The sequence below is a fragment of the Streptomyces sp. ASQP_92 genome, assembly GCF_025399895.1.
GTDB lineage: Bacteria > Actinomycetota > Actinomycetes > Streptomycetales > Streptomycetaceae > Streptomyces.
Genome location: NZ_JAODUA010000012.1, coordinates 145,723 through 160,200, shown reverse-complemented (window position 1 = coordinate 160,200; position 14,478 = coordinate 145,723). Strand labels below are relative to the sequence as shown.

13 protein-coding genes are annotated in these 14,478 nt (G+C 71.5%); 5 read left to right on the top strand and 8 right to left on the bottom strand.

Going from position 1 to position 14,478, the window contains the following annotated elements:
* Positions 1–17 precede the first annotated feature (17 nt).
* Positions 18–461 (bottom strand): N-acetyltransferase, encoded by a 444-nt coding sequence (locus tag N4G70_RS24110; RefSeq protein ID WP_261714784.1) that lies wholly within the window; start codon positions 459–461, stop codon positions 18–20.
* 262 nt (positions 462–723) lie between these two features.
* Here N4G70_RS24110 and N4G70_RS24105 point away from each other — a divergent pair, with 262 nt between their 5' ends.
* Entirely contained in the window at positions 724–1,491 is a 768-nt protein-coding gene (locus tag N4G70_RS24105) for a response regulator transcription factor (protein WP_261714783.1), read from the top strand.
* Here N4G70_RS24105 and tamR read toward each other — a convergent pair.
* Entirely contained in the window at positions 1,450–1,947 is a 498-nt protein-coding gene (gene tamR / locus N4G70_RS24100; protein ID WP_053724556.1) for a MarR family transcriptional regulator TamR, read from the bottom strand. The two genes, N4G70_RS24105 and tamR, sit on opposite strands and share 42 nt — an antisense overlap.
* Before the next feature lie 131 nt (positions 1,948–2,078).
* Here tamR and N4G70_RS24095 point away from each other — a divergent pair, with 131 nt between their 5' ends.
* A complete protein-coding gene (locus N4G70_RS24095; protein WP_261714782.1) occupies positions 2,079–2,927 on the top strand; it encodes a trans-aconitate 2-methyltransferase in 849 nt (282 codons plus the stop codon).
* Between the two features lie 107 nt (positions 2,928–3,034).
* Here N4G70_RS24095 and N4G70_RS24090 read toward each other — a convergent pair whose 3' ends face one another.
* From N4G70_RS24090 to N4G70_RS24080, 3 genes are all read right to left on the bottom strand, one after another.
* Positions 3,035–4,771 (bottom strand): VCBS repeat-containing protein, encoded by a 1,737-nt coding sequence (locus N4G70_RS24090; RefSeq protein ID WP_261714781.1) that lies wholly within the window; start codon positions 4,769–4,771, stop codon positions 3,035–3,037.
* A gap of 258 nt (positions 4,772–5,029) precedes the next feature.
* A complete protein-coding gene (locus tag N4G70_RS24085; protein WP_261714780.1) occupies positions 5,030–5,752 on the bottom strand; it encodes a TetR/AcrR family transcriptional regulator in 723 nt (240 codons plus the stop codon).
* Positions 5,749–6,744, bottom strand: a complete 996-nt coding sequence (locus N4G70_RS24080; RefSeq protein ID WP_261714779.1) for a fatty acid desaturase — start codon at positions 6,742–6,744, stop codon at positions 5,749–5,751. The genes N4G70_RS24085 and N4G70_RS24080 overlap by 4 nt, the downstream gene beginning before the upstream one ends.
* A gap of 268 nt (positions 6,745–7,012) precedes the next feature.
* Here N4G70_RS24080 and ppc point away from each other — a divergent pair, with 268 nt between their 5' ends.
* On the top strand, positions 7,013–9,742 hold the full coding sequence (ppc, locus tag N4G70_RS24075; protein WP_261714778.1) for a phosphoenolpyruvate carboxylase: 2,730 nt from the start codon (positions 7,013–7,015) through the stop codon (positions 9,740–9,742).
* 521 nt (positions 9,743–10,263) lie between these two features.
* Here the strand turns inward: ppc and N4G70_RS24070 are convergent.
* The 3 genes from N4G70_RS24070 to N4G70_RS24060 all read right to left on the bottom strand — a co-directional run bounded on the left by N4G70_RS24070 (position 10,264) and on the right by N4G70_RS24060 (position 12,268).
* Positions 10,264–10,731, bottom strand: a complete 468-nt coding sequence (locus tag N4G70_RS24070; protein ID WP_261714777.1) for a hypothetical protein — start codon at positions 10,729–10,731, stop codon at positions 10,264–10,266.
* 186 nt (positions 10,732–10,917) lie between these two features.
* Positions 10,918–11,511 (bottom strand): aminoacyl-tRNA hydrolase, encoded by a 594-nt coding sequence (gene pth, locus N4G70_RS24065; protein ID WP_261714776.1) that lies wholly within the window; start codon positions 11,509–11,511, stop codon positions 10,918–10,920.
* A gap of 169 nt (positions 11,512–11,680) precedes the next feature.
* A complete protein-coding gene (locus tag N4G70_RS24060) occupies positions 11,681–12,268 on the bottom strand; it encodes a 50S ribosomal protein L25/general stress protein Ctc (protein ID WP_261714775.1) in 588 nt (195 codons plus the stop codon).
* 293 nt (positions 12,269–12,561) lie between these two features.
* Here N4G70_RS24060 and N4G70_RS24055 point away from each other — a divergent pair, with 293 nt between their 5' ends.
* A complete protein-coding gene (locus N4G70_RS24055; protein WP_261714774.1) occupies positions 12,562–13,512 on the top strand; it encodes a LysR family transcriptional regulator in 951 nt (316 codons plus the stop codon).
* Positions 13,509–14,393 carry a serine hydrolase gene (locus N4G70_RS24050; protein ID WP_261714773.1) on the top strand — a complete coding sequence of 295 codons (885 nt, stop codon included), beginning with the start codon at positions 13,509–13,511 and terminating at the stop codon, positions 14,391–14,393. Before N4G70_RS24055 ends, N4G70_RS24050 begins: the two co-directional genes overlap by 4 nt.
* Positions 14,394–14,478: the final 85 nt, after the last annotated feature.

Genomic DNA, 14,478 nt, shown 5'->3' with positions numbered 1-14,478 from the left:
GCGGAGGCCCAGGGAGGTCAGGGCAGGGGCTTGGTCAGGGTGTATTCGGTTACGCCCGGGGGGTAGTCGGGGACCACGCCCACCACTTCGTACCCCCGCCCGCGGTAAAAGCCGGGCGCCTGGAAGTCCCACGTCGAGACCCGCGCGAACCCGCACCCCCGCTCGGAGCGGGCCAACTCCTCCGCGCGGCACAGGAGTTGCGTACCGAGGCCGGACGACCGCACCCCGGGGTCGATCCACAGGAGGTCGACGTGGAGCCAGCTCGCCCAGGTGCGGCCCACCAGGCCCCCCGCCAGGAGCCCCGCCTCGTTCAACCCCCAGACGTGCAGCGGCACTTCCTTGTCCGACGGCGTCCCCCGCAGCGCCCGCAGCACCTCGGAGCGCTCGGTGTTGGTGTCCCGCAGCCGTCGATGGAGCTGCGCCTGCCGGTCCTTGTCCACTTCCGTTTCCAAACGAAACATGGACCCCACCCTAAACAGGTGCGCACGCCAAGTGGCCAGGCGGTTTCCATCAGTTCTGCAAAGTGCCTTCCACGCACCGCCCACCGCCCTACGCTGATGCACAGCACCGGTGGGGGCCGGTGTTGATCAGGGGGCGAGACAGTCGGGTGCGTCGCCCGGGGTGGGGTAGTACTCAGTACACGGCGGCGGCCGTGCGACTGCGGTGGCCCCGACTCCGGGCGCGTACCCGTACCGGACCGTCCCCCGACCCTGGGGGTGTCACGTGGTACGTATCCGAGTTCTCGTGGTGGACGACCACCGCATCTTCGCCGAGTCGCTCGCCGCGGCCCTCGCGGCGGAGCCCGACGTGGACGTCGCCGCGGCCGGCAGCGGCCCCGCGGCGCTGCGCTGCCTGGAGCGGGGCGCGGCCGAGGGCCGCCGCTTCGACGTGATGCTGGTCGACGCCGACCTCGGCGCCTCGGCCTCGGTCCCGGTGGCCCGCGCGGTGCCGGAGGGCGGCGGCGCGGAGGGCCTGGTGGACGGGATCTCCCTGGTGGCGGGCGTGCGCTCGGGCCAGCCCGCGGTGCGGACCGTCGTCCTGGCCGAGAAGGACGACCCGCGCCGGGCCGCCCTCGCCCTCCAGGCCGGCGCGTGCGGCTGGGTCGCCAAGGACTGCTCGCTGCAACGACTGCTCGCCGTCATCCGGGGCGTACTGCGCGAGGAGACACATCTGCCGCCCGCGCTGCTCACCGGCGTCCTGCGGGAGCTGACGGCCGCGCGCAAGCACCGCACGGAGTCCGAGCGGCTCGTCGAGTCGCTCACCCCGCGCGAGCGCGAGGTGCTGCGCTGCATGGTGGCCGGACTCGGCCGCAAGGCGGTCGCCGAGCGCCTGTTCCTGTCCCCGCACACCGTGCGCACCCACATGCAGAACGTCCTGGGCAAGCTGGGCGTGCACTCCACGCTCGCCGCCGTCGCGCTGGCCCGCCGCGCGGGCGTGGGCCCGGTCGACCTAGCCGGGGATGTTGTCGAACGGGGCGGTCAACTGGCGTAGCAGGGCCGCCAGTTCGCCCCGCTGGTTGCGGCTGAGCTCGCCGAGGATGGCCCGTTCCTGCTCCAGGAGGCCCGCGAGCGCCTGGTCGGCGCGGTCGCGCCCCTCGGGGGTGAGCCGCACCAGCACTCCGCGCCGGTCACTGGGGTCGGGCAGCCGCTCGACCAGGCCCTTCTTGGCGAGCCGGTCGATCCGGTTGGTCATGGTGCCCGAGGTGACCAGCGTCTGCGTCAGCAATTGGCCGGGAGAGAGCTGGTAGGGCGCGCCCGCGCGCCGTAGCGAGGTCAGCACGTCGAACTCCCAGGGCTCCAGGCTGTGCTCCGCGAACGCGAGCCTGCGGGCCCGGTCGAGGTGGCGGGCCAGCCTGCTGACCCGGCTGAGCACCTCGAGTGGTTCCACGTCGAGGTCCGGGCGCTCTCGGCGCCATGCTGCGACCAGTCGGTCGACCTCGTCCTCCATGACGATCAGTGTAAAGGGTCCCTCGACGTGAAGTCTCTTGACGTCAAGATATATATCGAGCCACCATTGGGCATGGAGGGGCCGGGACCCTGTTCCGCTTCGCCCAGCCGTACCTGCAAGGGGGCTCGAACATGCATTCCGAATCGTCGTCGGCCACACCGCCCGGTCCACCGGTCTGGGACCCACAGCAGTATTTGCGCCACGCGGGCCACCGCACCCGCCCCTTCCTCGACCTGCTCACCCGCATACCCGAGCTGCCCTCGACCGGCGGCCTCTCGCCCCGGATCGCCGACCTCGGCTGCGGCCCCGGCAATGTCACCGTCCGCCTCGCCGACCGCTGGCCCGACGCCCGCATCACCGGCTTCGACCTCTCCCCGCACATGCTCGCCCAGGCCGACAAGGACCACGCCGGCACCACCGCGGGTGGCGGCTGGCTCGACTTCCAGGTCGCCGACGCCGCGCACTGGACGCCCGGCGAACCCTTCGACCTGATCGTCTCCAACGCGGCGCTGCAATGGGTCCCCAACCACCCCGAGTCGTTCCCCGCGTGGATCGACGGCCTCGCCCCCGGCGGCACCTTCGCCTTCCAGGTCCCGGGCAACTTCACCTCGCCCAGCCACGCGATCCTGGACGAACTCTGTGCTTCCCCGCGCTGGCGCGGCCGCCTCGGCGACCACCGCCGCCGCTATGTCCACATCCTGGACACCGCCGACTACCTCACCAGACTCGCCGACCTCGGCTGCGAGACCGATGCCTGGGAAACCGTCTACTGCCAACTGCTCCCGGGCCCCGACCCGGTCCTGGACTGGGTGAAGGGCACCGCCCTGCGCCCGGTGCTCACCGCTCTCGACGGCGACCACGAGGCCGCCGACGCCCTGCTCGCCGAGTACCGCGACCGCCTGCGCGAGGCCTACCCGCCCGGCCCGCACGGCACGGTCTTCCCCTTCCGCCGCATCTTCGCCGTGGCCAGGAAGAAGTAGCCCTCCCGGGCGGCCTGCGCGGCTTCCCCGTCCGGGCCGGCCGAAAACGGGAGCGCCCTGCCCCCTCGCGTGGAGGGGGCAGGGCGCCCGGTGCCGCTGGGGACGGCCTAGTAGATGCCGTACTGGTACAGGTTCCAGCCGTAGCCGATCTTCACCCGGCCCTTGAAGCCGCCCGAACCGTTGGCGTCGTAGCGCCACAGGTCGCCCGCGGAGTCCACCGCGACGATGTCGGAGCGGCCGTCGCCGGTCAGGTCGCCGGAGACAGCGATCTTGCTCGCGTTGTACATGTTCCAGCCGGTGCCCACCTTGACCCGGCCCTGGAAGGGAACCTTCGCGTTGCCGGTGCCGGCGTACAGGTACAGGTCGCCGCCGGGCGTACGGGCCAGCAGGTCGGGCCGGCCGTCGCCGTTGACGTCACCGGCGCCGAAGAGCTTGTCGTAGATGTTCCAGCCGCCGCCGACGTCGATGCGCGAGTAGACGCCGGTGCCCTGGCCGTTGCCGGGATACACGTACAGGTGGCCGTTGCCGCCCTGGCGGGCGATCAGGTCGCCGTTGCCCTCACCGGTGAGGTCGCCCACCCCGATGACCGTGTTGTAGATGCCCCAACCGCTGCCGACGCGGTTGCCGTTGACGACCAGCTCGCCGTCGGAGGTGACCTCCAGAACGCTGGCCCAGCGCTCGGAGGTGACGAGCGAGGACGGGTGGGAGACATAGTGCGCCCCTGCCCAGCCGCCCTTGGTGCCGCGGAAGGGCGCCGACAGATAGCCGTCGCCCGGCCCCCAGTACGAGGACATCGTCCCCGCGCCGTCGATCCCGAACAGGTCGTTCTTGCCGTAGGCCGGGTTGCCGCCGGACGTGAAGAACTGGGCACTCTGCCAGCCCGTGCCCAGCGCGCTGCGGGACTTGAGGTGGCCGTCGGCCTGGGACGGGTAGAACCAGAGCTTGCCCGCCAGGTCGCGGCCCACCAGGTCGCCGAGGCCGTCGTTGTTCTGGTCGTCGACGGCGATGATCTGGTTGTACATGTCCCAGCCGGTGCCGGACTTCACGCCGGGCTTCAGCGGGTTGGCCACCTGGCCGGTGCCCGCGTAGAAGTACAGTTCGCCGTTGGGCCGGCGGCCGTAGACATCGCCGAGGCCGTCGCCGTTGACGTCGCTCGCGCCGACGACCTGGTCGAACATGTCCCAGCCGGTGCCGAACTTGTGGCCCGCCGAGAACGGGGCCGACAGGTCGCCGGTGCCCGCGTACAGGTAGAGCTCGCCGGCGGGCGTGCGGGCCAGCAGGTCGTTCTTGCCGTCGCCGGTGACATCGCCGGCCGCGAAGACCTTGTTGAACATGTTCCAGCCGGTGCCCGACCAGCCGCCGTAGCCGATGCCGCCGGAGGTGACGTCGGCGTGCAGCGTCAGGACGCCGCCGGGGGACAGGTCCAGGACCTCGGGAGCGGAGCCGCCGCCCAGGTCACCGGGGAAGACCAGGTCCTTGTAGGCCCCGAGGCCGTTGGCGAACGCGGAGTTGGCCTGGGGACTCCAGTCCTCCAGGTACAGCTTGTCGTCGGGCTCGCGCACGAGCAGGTCGGTGAACCCGTCGCCGCTCACATCGAAGCGGGGCTTGGGCGCGTGCGGCCCGGCCACGGCCACGGCCGAACGCCGCGCCTTGCTCGGCGCCGTGCGCGCGGGCGCGTCGTGCGCCAGGGTGGCGGACGGGGAAGCGGCGGACTTCGGCGCCTTCACGACGGAGTGCTGACCCGCCGGGGTGGGGTCGGCCGAGGCCGGCCCGGCGAGCAGCATGCCCGCCGACAGAACGAGGGCGGTGCAGGCCGCGAGGCGGCTCGCGCGCTGGATGCGCACAGAGGACAAAATTCCCCCCATGGGAATAAGCGGGTGACCCGGGGAGAATTGATTCGCTGGGCATATGTCGTCGCATGGGCACACGGAAGGCCGCGGCGCGCACACCGTGGGGGCACAAAGGCGGCCACGGGTGGGGGCATGCGAGAAAAGGCGAGAATCCCCCCCGGGATAGTGGGTGAAGACTACCGCCGATTCTTGTGTGGTTGAAGTGAAAATCGCGACTGGTCTCGACCAGTTCTGTCCGAGAGGGGTGCCCGGTCAGCGCTTGCGGTGTCCTATGAGGCGCGGCTTCGGCTCAAGACCGTCCAAACCGTGCCAGGCCAGATTCACCAGGTGCGCCGCGACCTCCGCCTTCTCGGGCTTGCGCTCGTCCAGCCACCACTGCCCGGTCAGCGCCACCATGCCGACCAGCGCCTGCGCGTACAGCGGCGCCAGCTTGGCGTCGAATCCACGGGCCTTGAACTCGAGACCCAGAATGTCCTCGACCTGGGTGGCGATGTCGGAGATCAGCGAGGCGAAGGTGCCGGTCGACTGCGCGACGGGGGAATCGCGCACCAGAATGCGGAATCCGTCCGTATACGTCTCGATGTAATCGAGCAGCGCGAATGCGGCCTGCTCCAGGAGCTCCCGGGGGTGGCCCGCGGTCAGCGCGCCCGTCACCCCGTCGAGCAGCGAGCGCATTTCGCGGTCCACGACGACCGCGTACAGGCCCTCCTTGCCGCCGAAGTGCTCATAGACCACCGGCTTGGAGACGCCCGCCTTGGCGGCGATCTCCTCGACCGAAGTGCCCTCGAAGCCCTTCTCGGCGAAGAGCGTGCGACCGATGTCCAGCAACTGCTCCCGGCGCTCGGCCCCGGTCATCCGGGTCCTTCGGGTGCGCCGGGGCTTGTCGGCGGAGCCGGGGACCCCGGCGGAGCGGGGAGAACCAGTGGTGCTGGTGGTACGGGTGGTGCTGGAGTCGGTCGCCACGTCCTCCATCATGCCGCCTCGGCGGCCTTTTCCTTGCGCCGGGACCGGCCGCCCTCATTCCGCTTGGAGGCGATACGGGCCGCACTCGGCCAGCGCACGTCGTAGGCCAGACCCAGCTGCTCGCACCAGCGGATGATCCGGGCGCTGGAGTCGATCTGCCCCCGCATCACCCCGTGCCGGGCCGACGTCGGGTCCGCGTGGTGCAGGTTGTGCCAGGACTCACCGCACGAGAGCACGGCCAGCCACCACACGTTGCCCGAGCGGTCCCGCGACTTGAAGGGCCGCTTGCCGACCGCGTGACAGATCGAGTTGATCGACCACGTCACGTGGTGCAGCAGCGCGACGCGCACCAGGGAGCCCCAGAAGAACGCCGTGAACGCGCCCCACCACGACATCGTCACCAAACCCCCCACCAGCGGAGGGATCGCGAGCGACAGGATCGTCCAGTACACGAAGTCGCGCGAGATGCGGCGGATCGCCGGGTCGTCCAGGAGATCCGGTGCGTACTTCTCCTGCGACGTCTGCTCCTCGTCGAACATCCACGCGATGTGCGCCCACCACAGGCCCTTCATCAGGGCGGGCAGCGTCTCGCCGAAACGCCACGGCGAATGCGGGTCGCCCTCCGCGTCCGAGAACTTGTGGTGCTTGCGGTGGTCGGCCACCCAGCGCACCAGCGGGCCCTCCACCGCCATCGAGCCCGCCACCGCGAGCGCGATCCGCAGCGGGCGCTTCGCCTTGAACGAGCCGTGTGTGAAGTACCGGTGGAAACCGATCGTGATGCCGTGACAGCCCAGGTAGTACATGAAGACGAGCAGGCCCAGATCCAGCCAGCTCACCCCCCAGCCCCAGGCCAGCGGCACCGCCGCGAGGAGCGCCACGAAAGGCACCGTGATGAACAGCAGCAGGGCGAGCTGCTCGATGGAGCGTTTGTTCTCGCCGCCCAGCGTCGCGGACGGCTGGGGAGCTTCGTCGGACGACTTCAGCAGATCAGGAGTGGTGGTCATTGGGGAGTACCCCCGGCAGGGTGAGGAAACAGATCGGGAGCGGTGGTCATTGGGGAGTACCCCCGGCAGGGTGAGGAAAACGAGCGGGATCGCCTGGCTACGGATGCGTAACCTACGGCAACGTAAGTATGGCAGTGCCGTGGCCCGGGACAAGAGCCCGTGACGGCGGGGCGGAAGGGGACACCTATCCTGTGTCTCGTCGGACAGCGCGGTCCGCAAGCCTCCAGAACCCTCCAGACGTGCTCAAACACTGCAAGGAGCCGCACCTGTGAGCAGTGCCGACCAGACCCCCGCCGCCAGCAACGAGCTGCGCGCCGACATCCGCCGACTGGGTGACCTCCTGGGCGAGACCCTCGTCCGACAGGAGGGCCCCGAGCTCCTGGAGCTCGTCGAGCGCGTCCGCGCGCTGACCCGCAGCGACGGCGAGGCCGCCGCCGACCTCCTCGGCGGCACCGAAGTCGAGACCGCCGCCAAGCTGGTGCGCGCGTTCTCCACCTACTTCCATCTCGCCAACGTGGCCGAACAGGTCCACCGCGGCCGTGAGCTGCGCGCCCACCGCGCCGCCGAGGGCAGCCTGCTCGCCCGCACCGCCGACATGCTCAAGGACGGCGACGCCGAGCACGTCCGCGCCAGCGTCAGGAACCTCAACGTCCGGCCGGTCTTCACCGCCCACCCCACCGAGGCCGCCCGCCGCTCCGTCCTCAACAAGCTGCGCCGCATCGCCGAACTCCTGGAAACCCCGGTCATCGACTCCGACCGGCGCCGCCACGACCTGCGCCTGGCCGAGAACATCGACCTGATCTGGCAGACCGACGAGCTCCGCGTCGTACGCCCCGAACCGGCCGACGAGGCCCGCAACGCCATCTACTACCTCGACGAGCTGCACGCCGGCGCCGTCGGCGACGTCCTGGAGGACCTCGCCGCCGAGCTGGAGCGCGTCGGCGTCGAACTGCCGCCCGGCACCCGCCCGTTGACGTTCGGCACCTGGATCGGCGGCGACCGCGACGGCAACCCCAACGTGACCCCCAAGGTCACCTGGGACGTGCTGATCCTCCAGCACGAACACGGCATCAACGACGCGCTCGAAATGATCGACTTCCTGCGCGGGCTGCTCTCCAACTCCATCCGCTACGCGGGCGCCACCCAGGAGCTGCTCGACTCGCTCCACGCCGACCTCGAAGCGCTCCCCGAGATCAGCCCCCGCTACAAGCGCCTCAACGCCGAGGAGCCCTACCGGCTCAAGGCCACCGCGATCCGCCAGAAGCTCGTCCACACCAAGGACCGGCTCGCCCACGGCACCGCCCACCAGCCCGGCCGCGACTACCTCGGCACCGCCGAGCTGATCGCCGACCTCACCCTCATCCAGACCTCCCTGCGCGAACACCGCGGCGCCCTGTTCGCCGACGGCCGCATGGACCGCACGATCCGCACCCTCGCGGCGTTCGGCCTCCAGCTCGCCACCATGGACGTACGCGAACACGCCGACGCCCACCACCACGCCCTCGGCCAGCTCTTCGACCGGCTCGGCGAGGAGTCCTGGCGCTACGCCGACATGCCGCGCGAGTACCGCCAGAAGCTCCTCGCCAAGGAACTCCGCTCGCGCCGCCCGCTCGCCCCCACCCCCGCACCCCTGGACGCGGCCGGCGAGAAGACCCTCGGCGTCTTCGGCACCATCAAGGAAGCCTTCGAACGGTTCGGGCCCGAGGTCATCGAGTCGTACATCATCTCGATGTGCCAGGGCGCCGACGACGTGTTCGCCGCCGCCGTCCTCGCCCGCGAGGCCGGCCTCATCGACCTGCACGGCGGCTGGGCCAAGATCGGCATCGTGCCGCTCCTGGAAACCACCGACGAGCTGCGCGCCGCCGACGTCATCCTCGACGAGATGCTCGCCGACCCCTCCTACCGGCGCCTGGTCTCGCTCCGCGGCGACGTCCAGGAAGTCATGCTCGGCTACTCCGACTCCTCCAAGTTCGGCGGCATCACCACCTCCCAGTGGGAGATCCACCGCGCCCAGCGCCGGCTGCGCGACGTGGCCCACCGCTACGGCGTGCGGCTGCGCCTCTTCCACGGCCGCGGCGGCACCGTCGGCCGCGGCGGCGGCCCCTCGCACGACGCCATCCTCGCCCAGCCCTGGGGCACCCTCGAAGGCGAGATCAAGGTCACCGAGCAGGGCGAGGTCATCTCCGACAAGTACCTCATCCCGTCGCTGGCCAGGGAGAACCTGGAGCTGACCGTCGCGGCCACCCTCCAGGCGTCCGCCCTGCACACCGCGCCCCGCCAGTCCGACGAGGCGCTCGCGCGCTGGGACGCGGCCATGGACACCGTCTCCGACGCGGCGCACTCCGCCTACCGGCGGCTCGTCGAGGACCCCGACCTGCCCGCGTACTTCTTCGCTTCCACCCCCGTCGACCAGCTCGCCGAACTGCACCTCGGCTCCCGGCCCTCGCGCCGCCCCGACTCCGGCGCCGGCCTCGACGGACTGCGGGCCATCCCGTGGGTGTTCGGCTGGACCCAGTCCCGGCAGATCGTGCCCGGCTGGTACGGGGTCGGCTCCGGGCTCAAGGCGCTGCGCGAGGCGGGCCTTGACGCGGTGCTCGACGAGATGAGCGAGCAGTGGCACTTCTTCCGCAACTTCCTCTCCAACGTGGAGATGACGCTCGCGAAGACGGACCTTCGGATCGCGCGGCACTACGTCGACACGCTCGTGCCGGACGAGCTGAAGCACGTGTTCTCGATGATCGAGGCGGAGCATGAGCTGACGGTGCGGGAAGTCTTGCGGATCACGGGGGGCAAGGAGCTGCTCGGGGCGCACCCCGCGTTGCAGCAGACCTTCGCGATCCGGGACGCCTATCTCGACCCGATCTCCTACCTTCAGGTGGCGCTGCTTGCGCGGCAGCGGGCGGCGGCGGACCGGGGTGAGGCGCCGGATCCTCTGCTTTCGCGGGCGTTGCTGCTTACGGTGAACGGGGTTGCGGCGGGGCTGCGCAACACGGGTTGATCCCCCACCCCGCCCCTTCCCGAAACCCTCCGGGGCCCGGGAGGGGGCGGCCCTGGGGCTCCGCCCCAGACCCCGTTCGCGCCTTAAAGGCGCTCGTCCTCAAACGCCGGACGGGCTGAAATGCCCCGATGCGGGCCAGCACCGGTCCCTCCAGGGGCGCGGGGAACTGCGCGAGTAGCGGGCACGGTCCGCAGCCGAGAGCGGGGTTGTCTGGGGCTCCGCCCCAGACCCCCATCGCGCCTGAACGGCGCTTGTCCTCAATCGCCGGACGGGCTGAAATGCCCTGATGCGGGCCCGCACCAGCACGGCCAGGGGCGCGGGGAACTGCGCGAGAAGCGGGCACGGTCGGCGGCCGGAGGCGGGTGCCTTGGGGGCGCGGGGAACTGCGCGAGAAGCGGGCACGGTCCGCAGGCCGAGAGCGGGTTCAGGGGCGCGGGGAACCGCGCGAGAAGTCACCGCGGCCGAAGCCGGGAGCGGGGCTAGGGGTCGCGGGGCACCCCCGGCCACCAGGGACGCCGGGCCTACAGGGCGATGAACGCCGACACCATCGCCCCCGCCCCCACCAACCCCACCACCCACGCCACCCGCCCCATCCGCAAACCCCCCGCGATCAGCAACGACGCCAGGAGCAGCGCCCCGGCCAGGGGCAGCCAGGCGTACAGGAATCCCGCCACCCCGCTCCGTACCGCCTCGTCCGTGCCCGGCTTGAGCACCACCGGCAGGTGGTCGCCCCGGTGGGCCGCCACGGACTCCGCGATCGTCACGCGGGCGTGCGGCGCCGAGCCCGGCCGCGGCACATAGCCCCCCGTGCACACGTCGTCCGCGCAGCCCGTCACCGTCAGCGTGCCGTGGTCGCGGCCCTTCGCGAGGACCACGTGCTGGGCCGTGCCCCACGACGACCAGAACCCGGCGACCACGAGCAGCGCGGCGACCAGCGCCGACGCGGCCCGGCGCCCGAACAGCAGGAAGGTACGGCTCCGCTTCGTCATGGGGCGCGATCCTGACGGCAATGACCGCGCACGGTCAAACCCGCGCGACGGAAACGACCCCCCGACGACGGCGCCCGAGCGCCCCCAGCACCCCGCCCACCCCGGTCACCCGGGCCATCCGGTCACCCGGACCATCCCGCCCACCCGGACCATCCGGTCACCCGGACCGCCCCCACCACCCCCGCCTCAGGAGTTGTACGTGGACTGCGCCCGCTCCAACCCCTCGATCACCAGCGCCTCCGCCGCGTCCGCCGCCCGGTCCACGAAGTAGCCCAGCTCCTTGCGTTCCGTCGAGGAGAAGTCCTTCAGGACGAAGTCCGCCACCTGCATCCGGCCCGGCGGACGCCCGATCCCGAACCGCACCCGGTGGTAGTCCGCGCCCAGCGACTTGGTGATGGACTTCAGACCGTTGTGCCCGTTGTCCCCGCCGCCCAGCTTCAGCCGCAGCACCCCGTAGTCGATGTCCAACTCATCATGAATCGCAACGATGTTGGCGACCGGCACCTTGTAGAAGTCGCGCAGCGCCGTCACCGGACCGCCCGACAGGTTCATGTACGACATCGGCTTGGCGAGCACCACCCGGCGGTTCAGCGGGCCCGGCGGACCGATCCGCCCCTCCACGACCTGCGCCCGCGCCTTGTGCGCCTTGAACCGGCCGCCGATCCGCTCGGCCAGCAGGTCGGCGACCATGAAGCCGACGTTGTGCCGGTTCGCGGTGTACTCCGGGCCCGGATTGCCCAGGCCTACGATCAGCCAGGGGGCGTTGGCGTCGGTCGTCATGGGGGCTGCGTCTCCTCACTCAGGTCCAACTCAGGTCAACTCAGGTCCACAGGAAAAATCGCGTACGCGGGAAACTCGCGTACACAGGAAAACGGGGCGGCGGGCCAAGTGTGGCCCGCCGCCCCGTCGAAGTCCGTGCCCGGCACGGATCTCAGGCAGAGCGCACGGCTCAGGCCTCGGCGCCCTCGGAGCCCTCGGCGTCGGCGGCCGGCTCCTCGGCCTGGGCCGAGAGGATCTGGATGACGACGGCCTCGGGGTCGGTGGCCAGGGTGGTGCCCGCCGGCAGCTCGATGTCCTTGGCGTGGATCGCCGCGCCGGCCTCCAGGCCCTCGATGGACACGGTGACGGAGGTCGGGATGTGGGTGGCCTCGGTCTCGACGGAGAGCGTGTTCAGCACGTTCTCGACGAGGAAGCTGCCCGGGGCCAGGTCGCCCTCGGTCTCGACCGCGACCTCGACCGTGACCTTCTCGCCCTTCTTGACGAGCAGCAGGTCGACGTGGACCAGGTAGCCCTTGATGGCGTCGCGCTGGACGGCCTTCGGGATGGCGAGCTCGGTCTTGCCGTCGATGTCCAGGGACAGCAGCACGTTCGCGGTACGCAGCGCGAGCAGCAGGTCGTGGCCCGGAAGGGTGACGTGGACCGGCTCGGTGCCGTGACCGTAGATGACACCGGGAACCTTGTTCTCACGGCGGATGCTGCGGGCGGCGCCCTTGCCGAAGCTGGTACGGACCTCAGCGGCGAGCTTGACCTCGGACATGTGCACTCCTCGTAAAAGTGATCCAGAAATGGCGGTCACCCGGCCACGACTGGCCTGCTACGAAGAGCGCGTCGATAACGGACCGCCGTACCTCAGGTACGGCCTCCCTCGCCGAGCAACTGCCCCAGACTACCCGGCCACCCCCCGACCGCCCAATTGGATCAATGAGGGGGATCGAAAGGGCGGGAGAGAGGGGATCGAAGGGGCGGGAGAGGGTGGGGATCGAAGGGGCGGGAGACGGGGGATGCCTTATCGGAACGCGTTCCATAGGCGTTCGCCTATCCTTGCCGTTCATGGACCTGCTGCTGCACCTCAGGTACTTCCGCGCCGTCGCCGAAGAACAGCACTTCGGCCGCGCCGCCGAACGCCTGCGCGTCGCGCAGCCCTCCCTCTCCCAGCGCATCCAGCGCCTGGAACGCGAACTCGGCGTACGCCTCCTGGACCGCGGCCGCGCCGGCGCCACCCTCACCCCCGCCGGCCGCCTCGTCCTGGCCGAGACCGACGCCCTGCTCGACGCCGCCGACCGGCTGCGCACCCTCGTCACACACGTCCAGGGCGGCGCCGCCGGCACCCTGCGCGCCGCCGTCCCGCCCCAACTCGGCGGCGCCACCATCGCCGCCCTCCTCACCGCCTACCGCGAACGCAGCCCCGGCGGCGAACTCGACCTGCGCGAACTGACCACCCCCGAACTCACCGCCGAACTCGCCGCCGGCACCCTCGACGCCGGAATCGTCCGCCACCCCTGCCCCGCCACCGGCCTCGGCTTCGGCCCCCAACTCCACCAGCCGCTCGGCGCCCTGCTCGCCGACCACGACCCGCTCGCCCAGCACACCGAGGTCGACGTCGCCGACCTCGACGGCCGCGAACTCGTCCTGTTCCCGCGCCCCACCGCCCCCGCCCTGCACGACGAGACCCTTACCGCCTGCGCCCGCCACGGCTGCACCCACAGCGCCGTACGCGAAGTCGCCGGCATCGAGTTCACCCGCGCACTCCTGCTGTCCGGCACCGACGTCGTCGCCCTGCTGCCCCGGCCCGCCCCCGAACCCGGCACCACCTGGCGGCCCCTGCGCGGCAACCCCCTCACCTGGCGCACCTCCACCGCGTGGCCCGCCGGACGCGACGGCCCCGCCGTCCGCCTGTTCACCGAAGCCGCCCACGACGTCCTGCGCGAACACGCCGGGCTCCGGCCCACCGCCACCCCGCGGCGCCTGTTCCCCCGCCCCGCATCGGAGTTCCCGCTGTGAACACCCCCGTACGCAGCCGCATCACCGCCGCCTTCACCGACGCCGGCCTCAGCGGAGCCCTCTGCGCCACCGACATCGACCACGGCACCACCGTCACCCTGGCCGCCGACACCCCCGTCTCCACCGCCAGCGTCCACAAGCTGTGCCTCGTCGTCACCCTCTACCGCGAAGCCGCCGCCGGCCGCCTGGACCCCACCACCCCCGTCGACATCCCCGCGGCCGCCCGCGCCCCCGGCCCCACCGGACTCGCCGTCATGCGCGACGCGGCCCGCCTGTCCCTGCGCGACCTCGCCTCCCTCGCCATCGCCGTCAGCGACAACGCCGCCGCCGACATCCTCTGGGACCACCTCGGCCTCGACACCGTCAACGCCGCCATGGCCGCCCTCGGGCTGACCCGCACCCTCGCCGTCCACAACCAGGCCGGGCTCTACGCCACGATGGTCGACGACACCGGCTCCAGCGGGCCCGCCGCCCTCGTCGACCCCGCCGCCGTCGCCCGCCTCACCGTCCTGGACCCCCATCGCACCAACCGGTCCACCCCCCGCGAGATCACCGCGCTGCTCACCGCGATCTGGCGGGACGAGGTGTGCGGGGGAGTCTGGGGGGAGGAACTGCGCGCCGTCCTCGGCGTCCAGGCCTGGAGCCACCGCCTGGCCTCCGGCTTCCCCTTCGACGACGTACGCGTCAGCGGAAAGACCGGCACCCTGCCCACCCAGCGCCACGAAGCGGGCGTCGTCGAATACCCCGACGGCGGGCGCTACGCCGTCGCCGTCTTCACCCGCGCCGCCTCCACCGCCGCCACCCTGCCCGCGGCCGACGCCGCCATCGGCCGCGCCGCCCGCATCGCCGTCGACGCGCTCAGAGCACGGCGTACCGGCTGACAAGGAGGCCGGGCATGAGGCCGGGCATGAGGCCGGGCGTGAGGCCGGGCCTGAGGCCGGGCATGGAGAAGGGCATGAGGCCGGG

Coding starts and splice junctions, on each gene's coding strand:
- N4G70_RS24110 (WP_261714784.1), bottom strand. CDS start 461: ATGTTTCGTTTGGAAACGGAAGTGGACAAGGACCGGCAGGCGCAGCTC.
- N4G70_RS24070 (WP_261714777.1), bottom strand. CDS start 10,731: ATGACGAAGCGGAGCCGTACCTTCCTGCTGTTCGGGCGCCGGGCCGCG.
- tamR (WP_053724556.1), bottom strand. CDS start 1,947: ATGGAGGACGAGGTCGACCGACTGGTCGCAGCATGGCGCCGAGAGCGC.
- N4G70_RS24060 (WP_261714775.1), bottom strand. CDS start 12,268: ATGTCCGAGGTCAAGCTCGCCGCTGAGGTCCGTACCAGCTTCGGCAAG.
- N4G70_RS24055 (WP_261714774.1), top strand. CDS start 12,562: ATGGACCTGCTGCTGCACCTCAGGTACTTCCGCGCCGTCGCCGAAGAA.
- N4G70_RS24085 (WP_261714780.1), bottom strand. CDS start 5,752: ATGATGGAGGACGTGGCGACCGACTCCAGCACCACCCGTACCACCAGC.
- N4G70_RS24080 (WP_261714779.1), bottom strand. CDS start 6,744: ATGACCACCACTCCTGATCTGCTGAAGTCGTCCGACGAAGCTCCCCAG.
- pth (WP_261714776.1), bottom strand. CDS start 11,511: ATGACGACCGACGCCAACGCCCCCTGGCTGATCGTAGGCCTGGGCAAT.
- N4G70_RS24095 (WP_261714782.1), top strand. CDS start 2,079: ATGCATTCCGAATCGTCGTCGGCCACACCGCCCGGTCCACCGGTCTGG.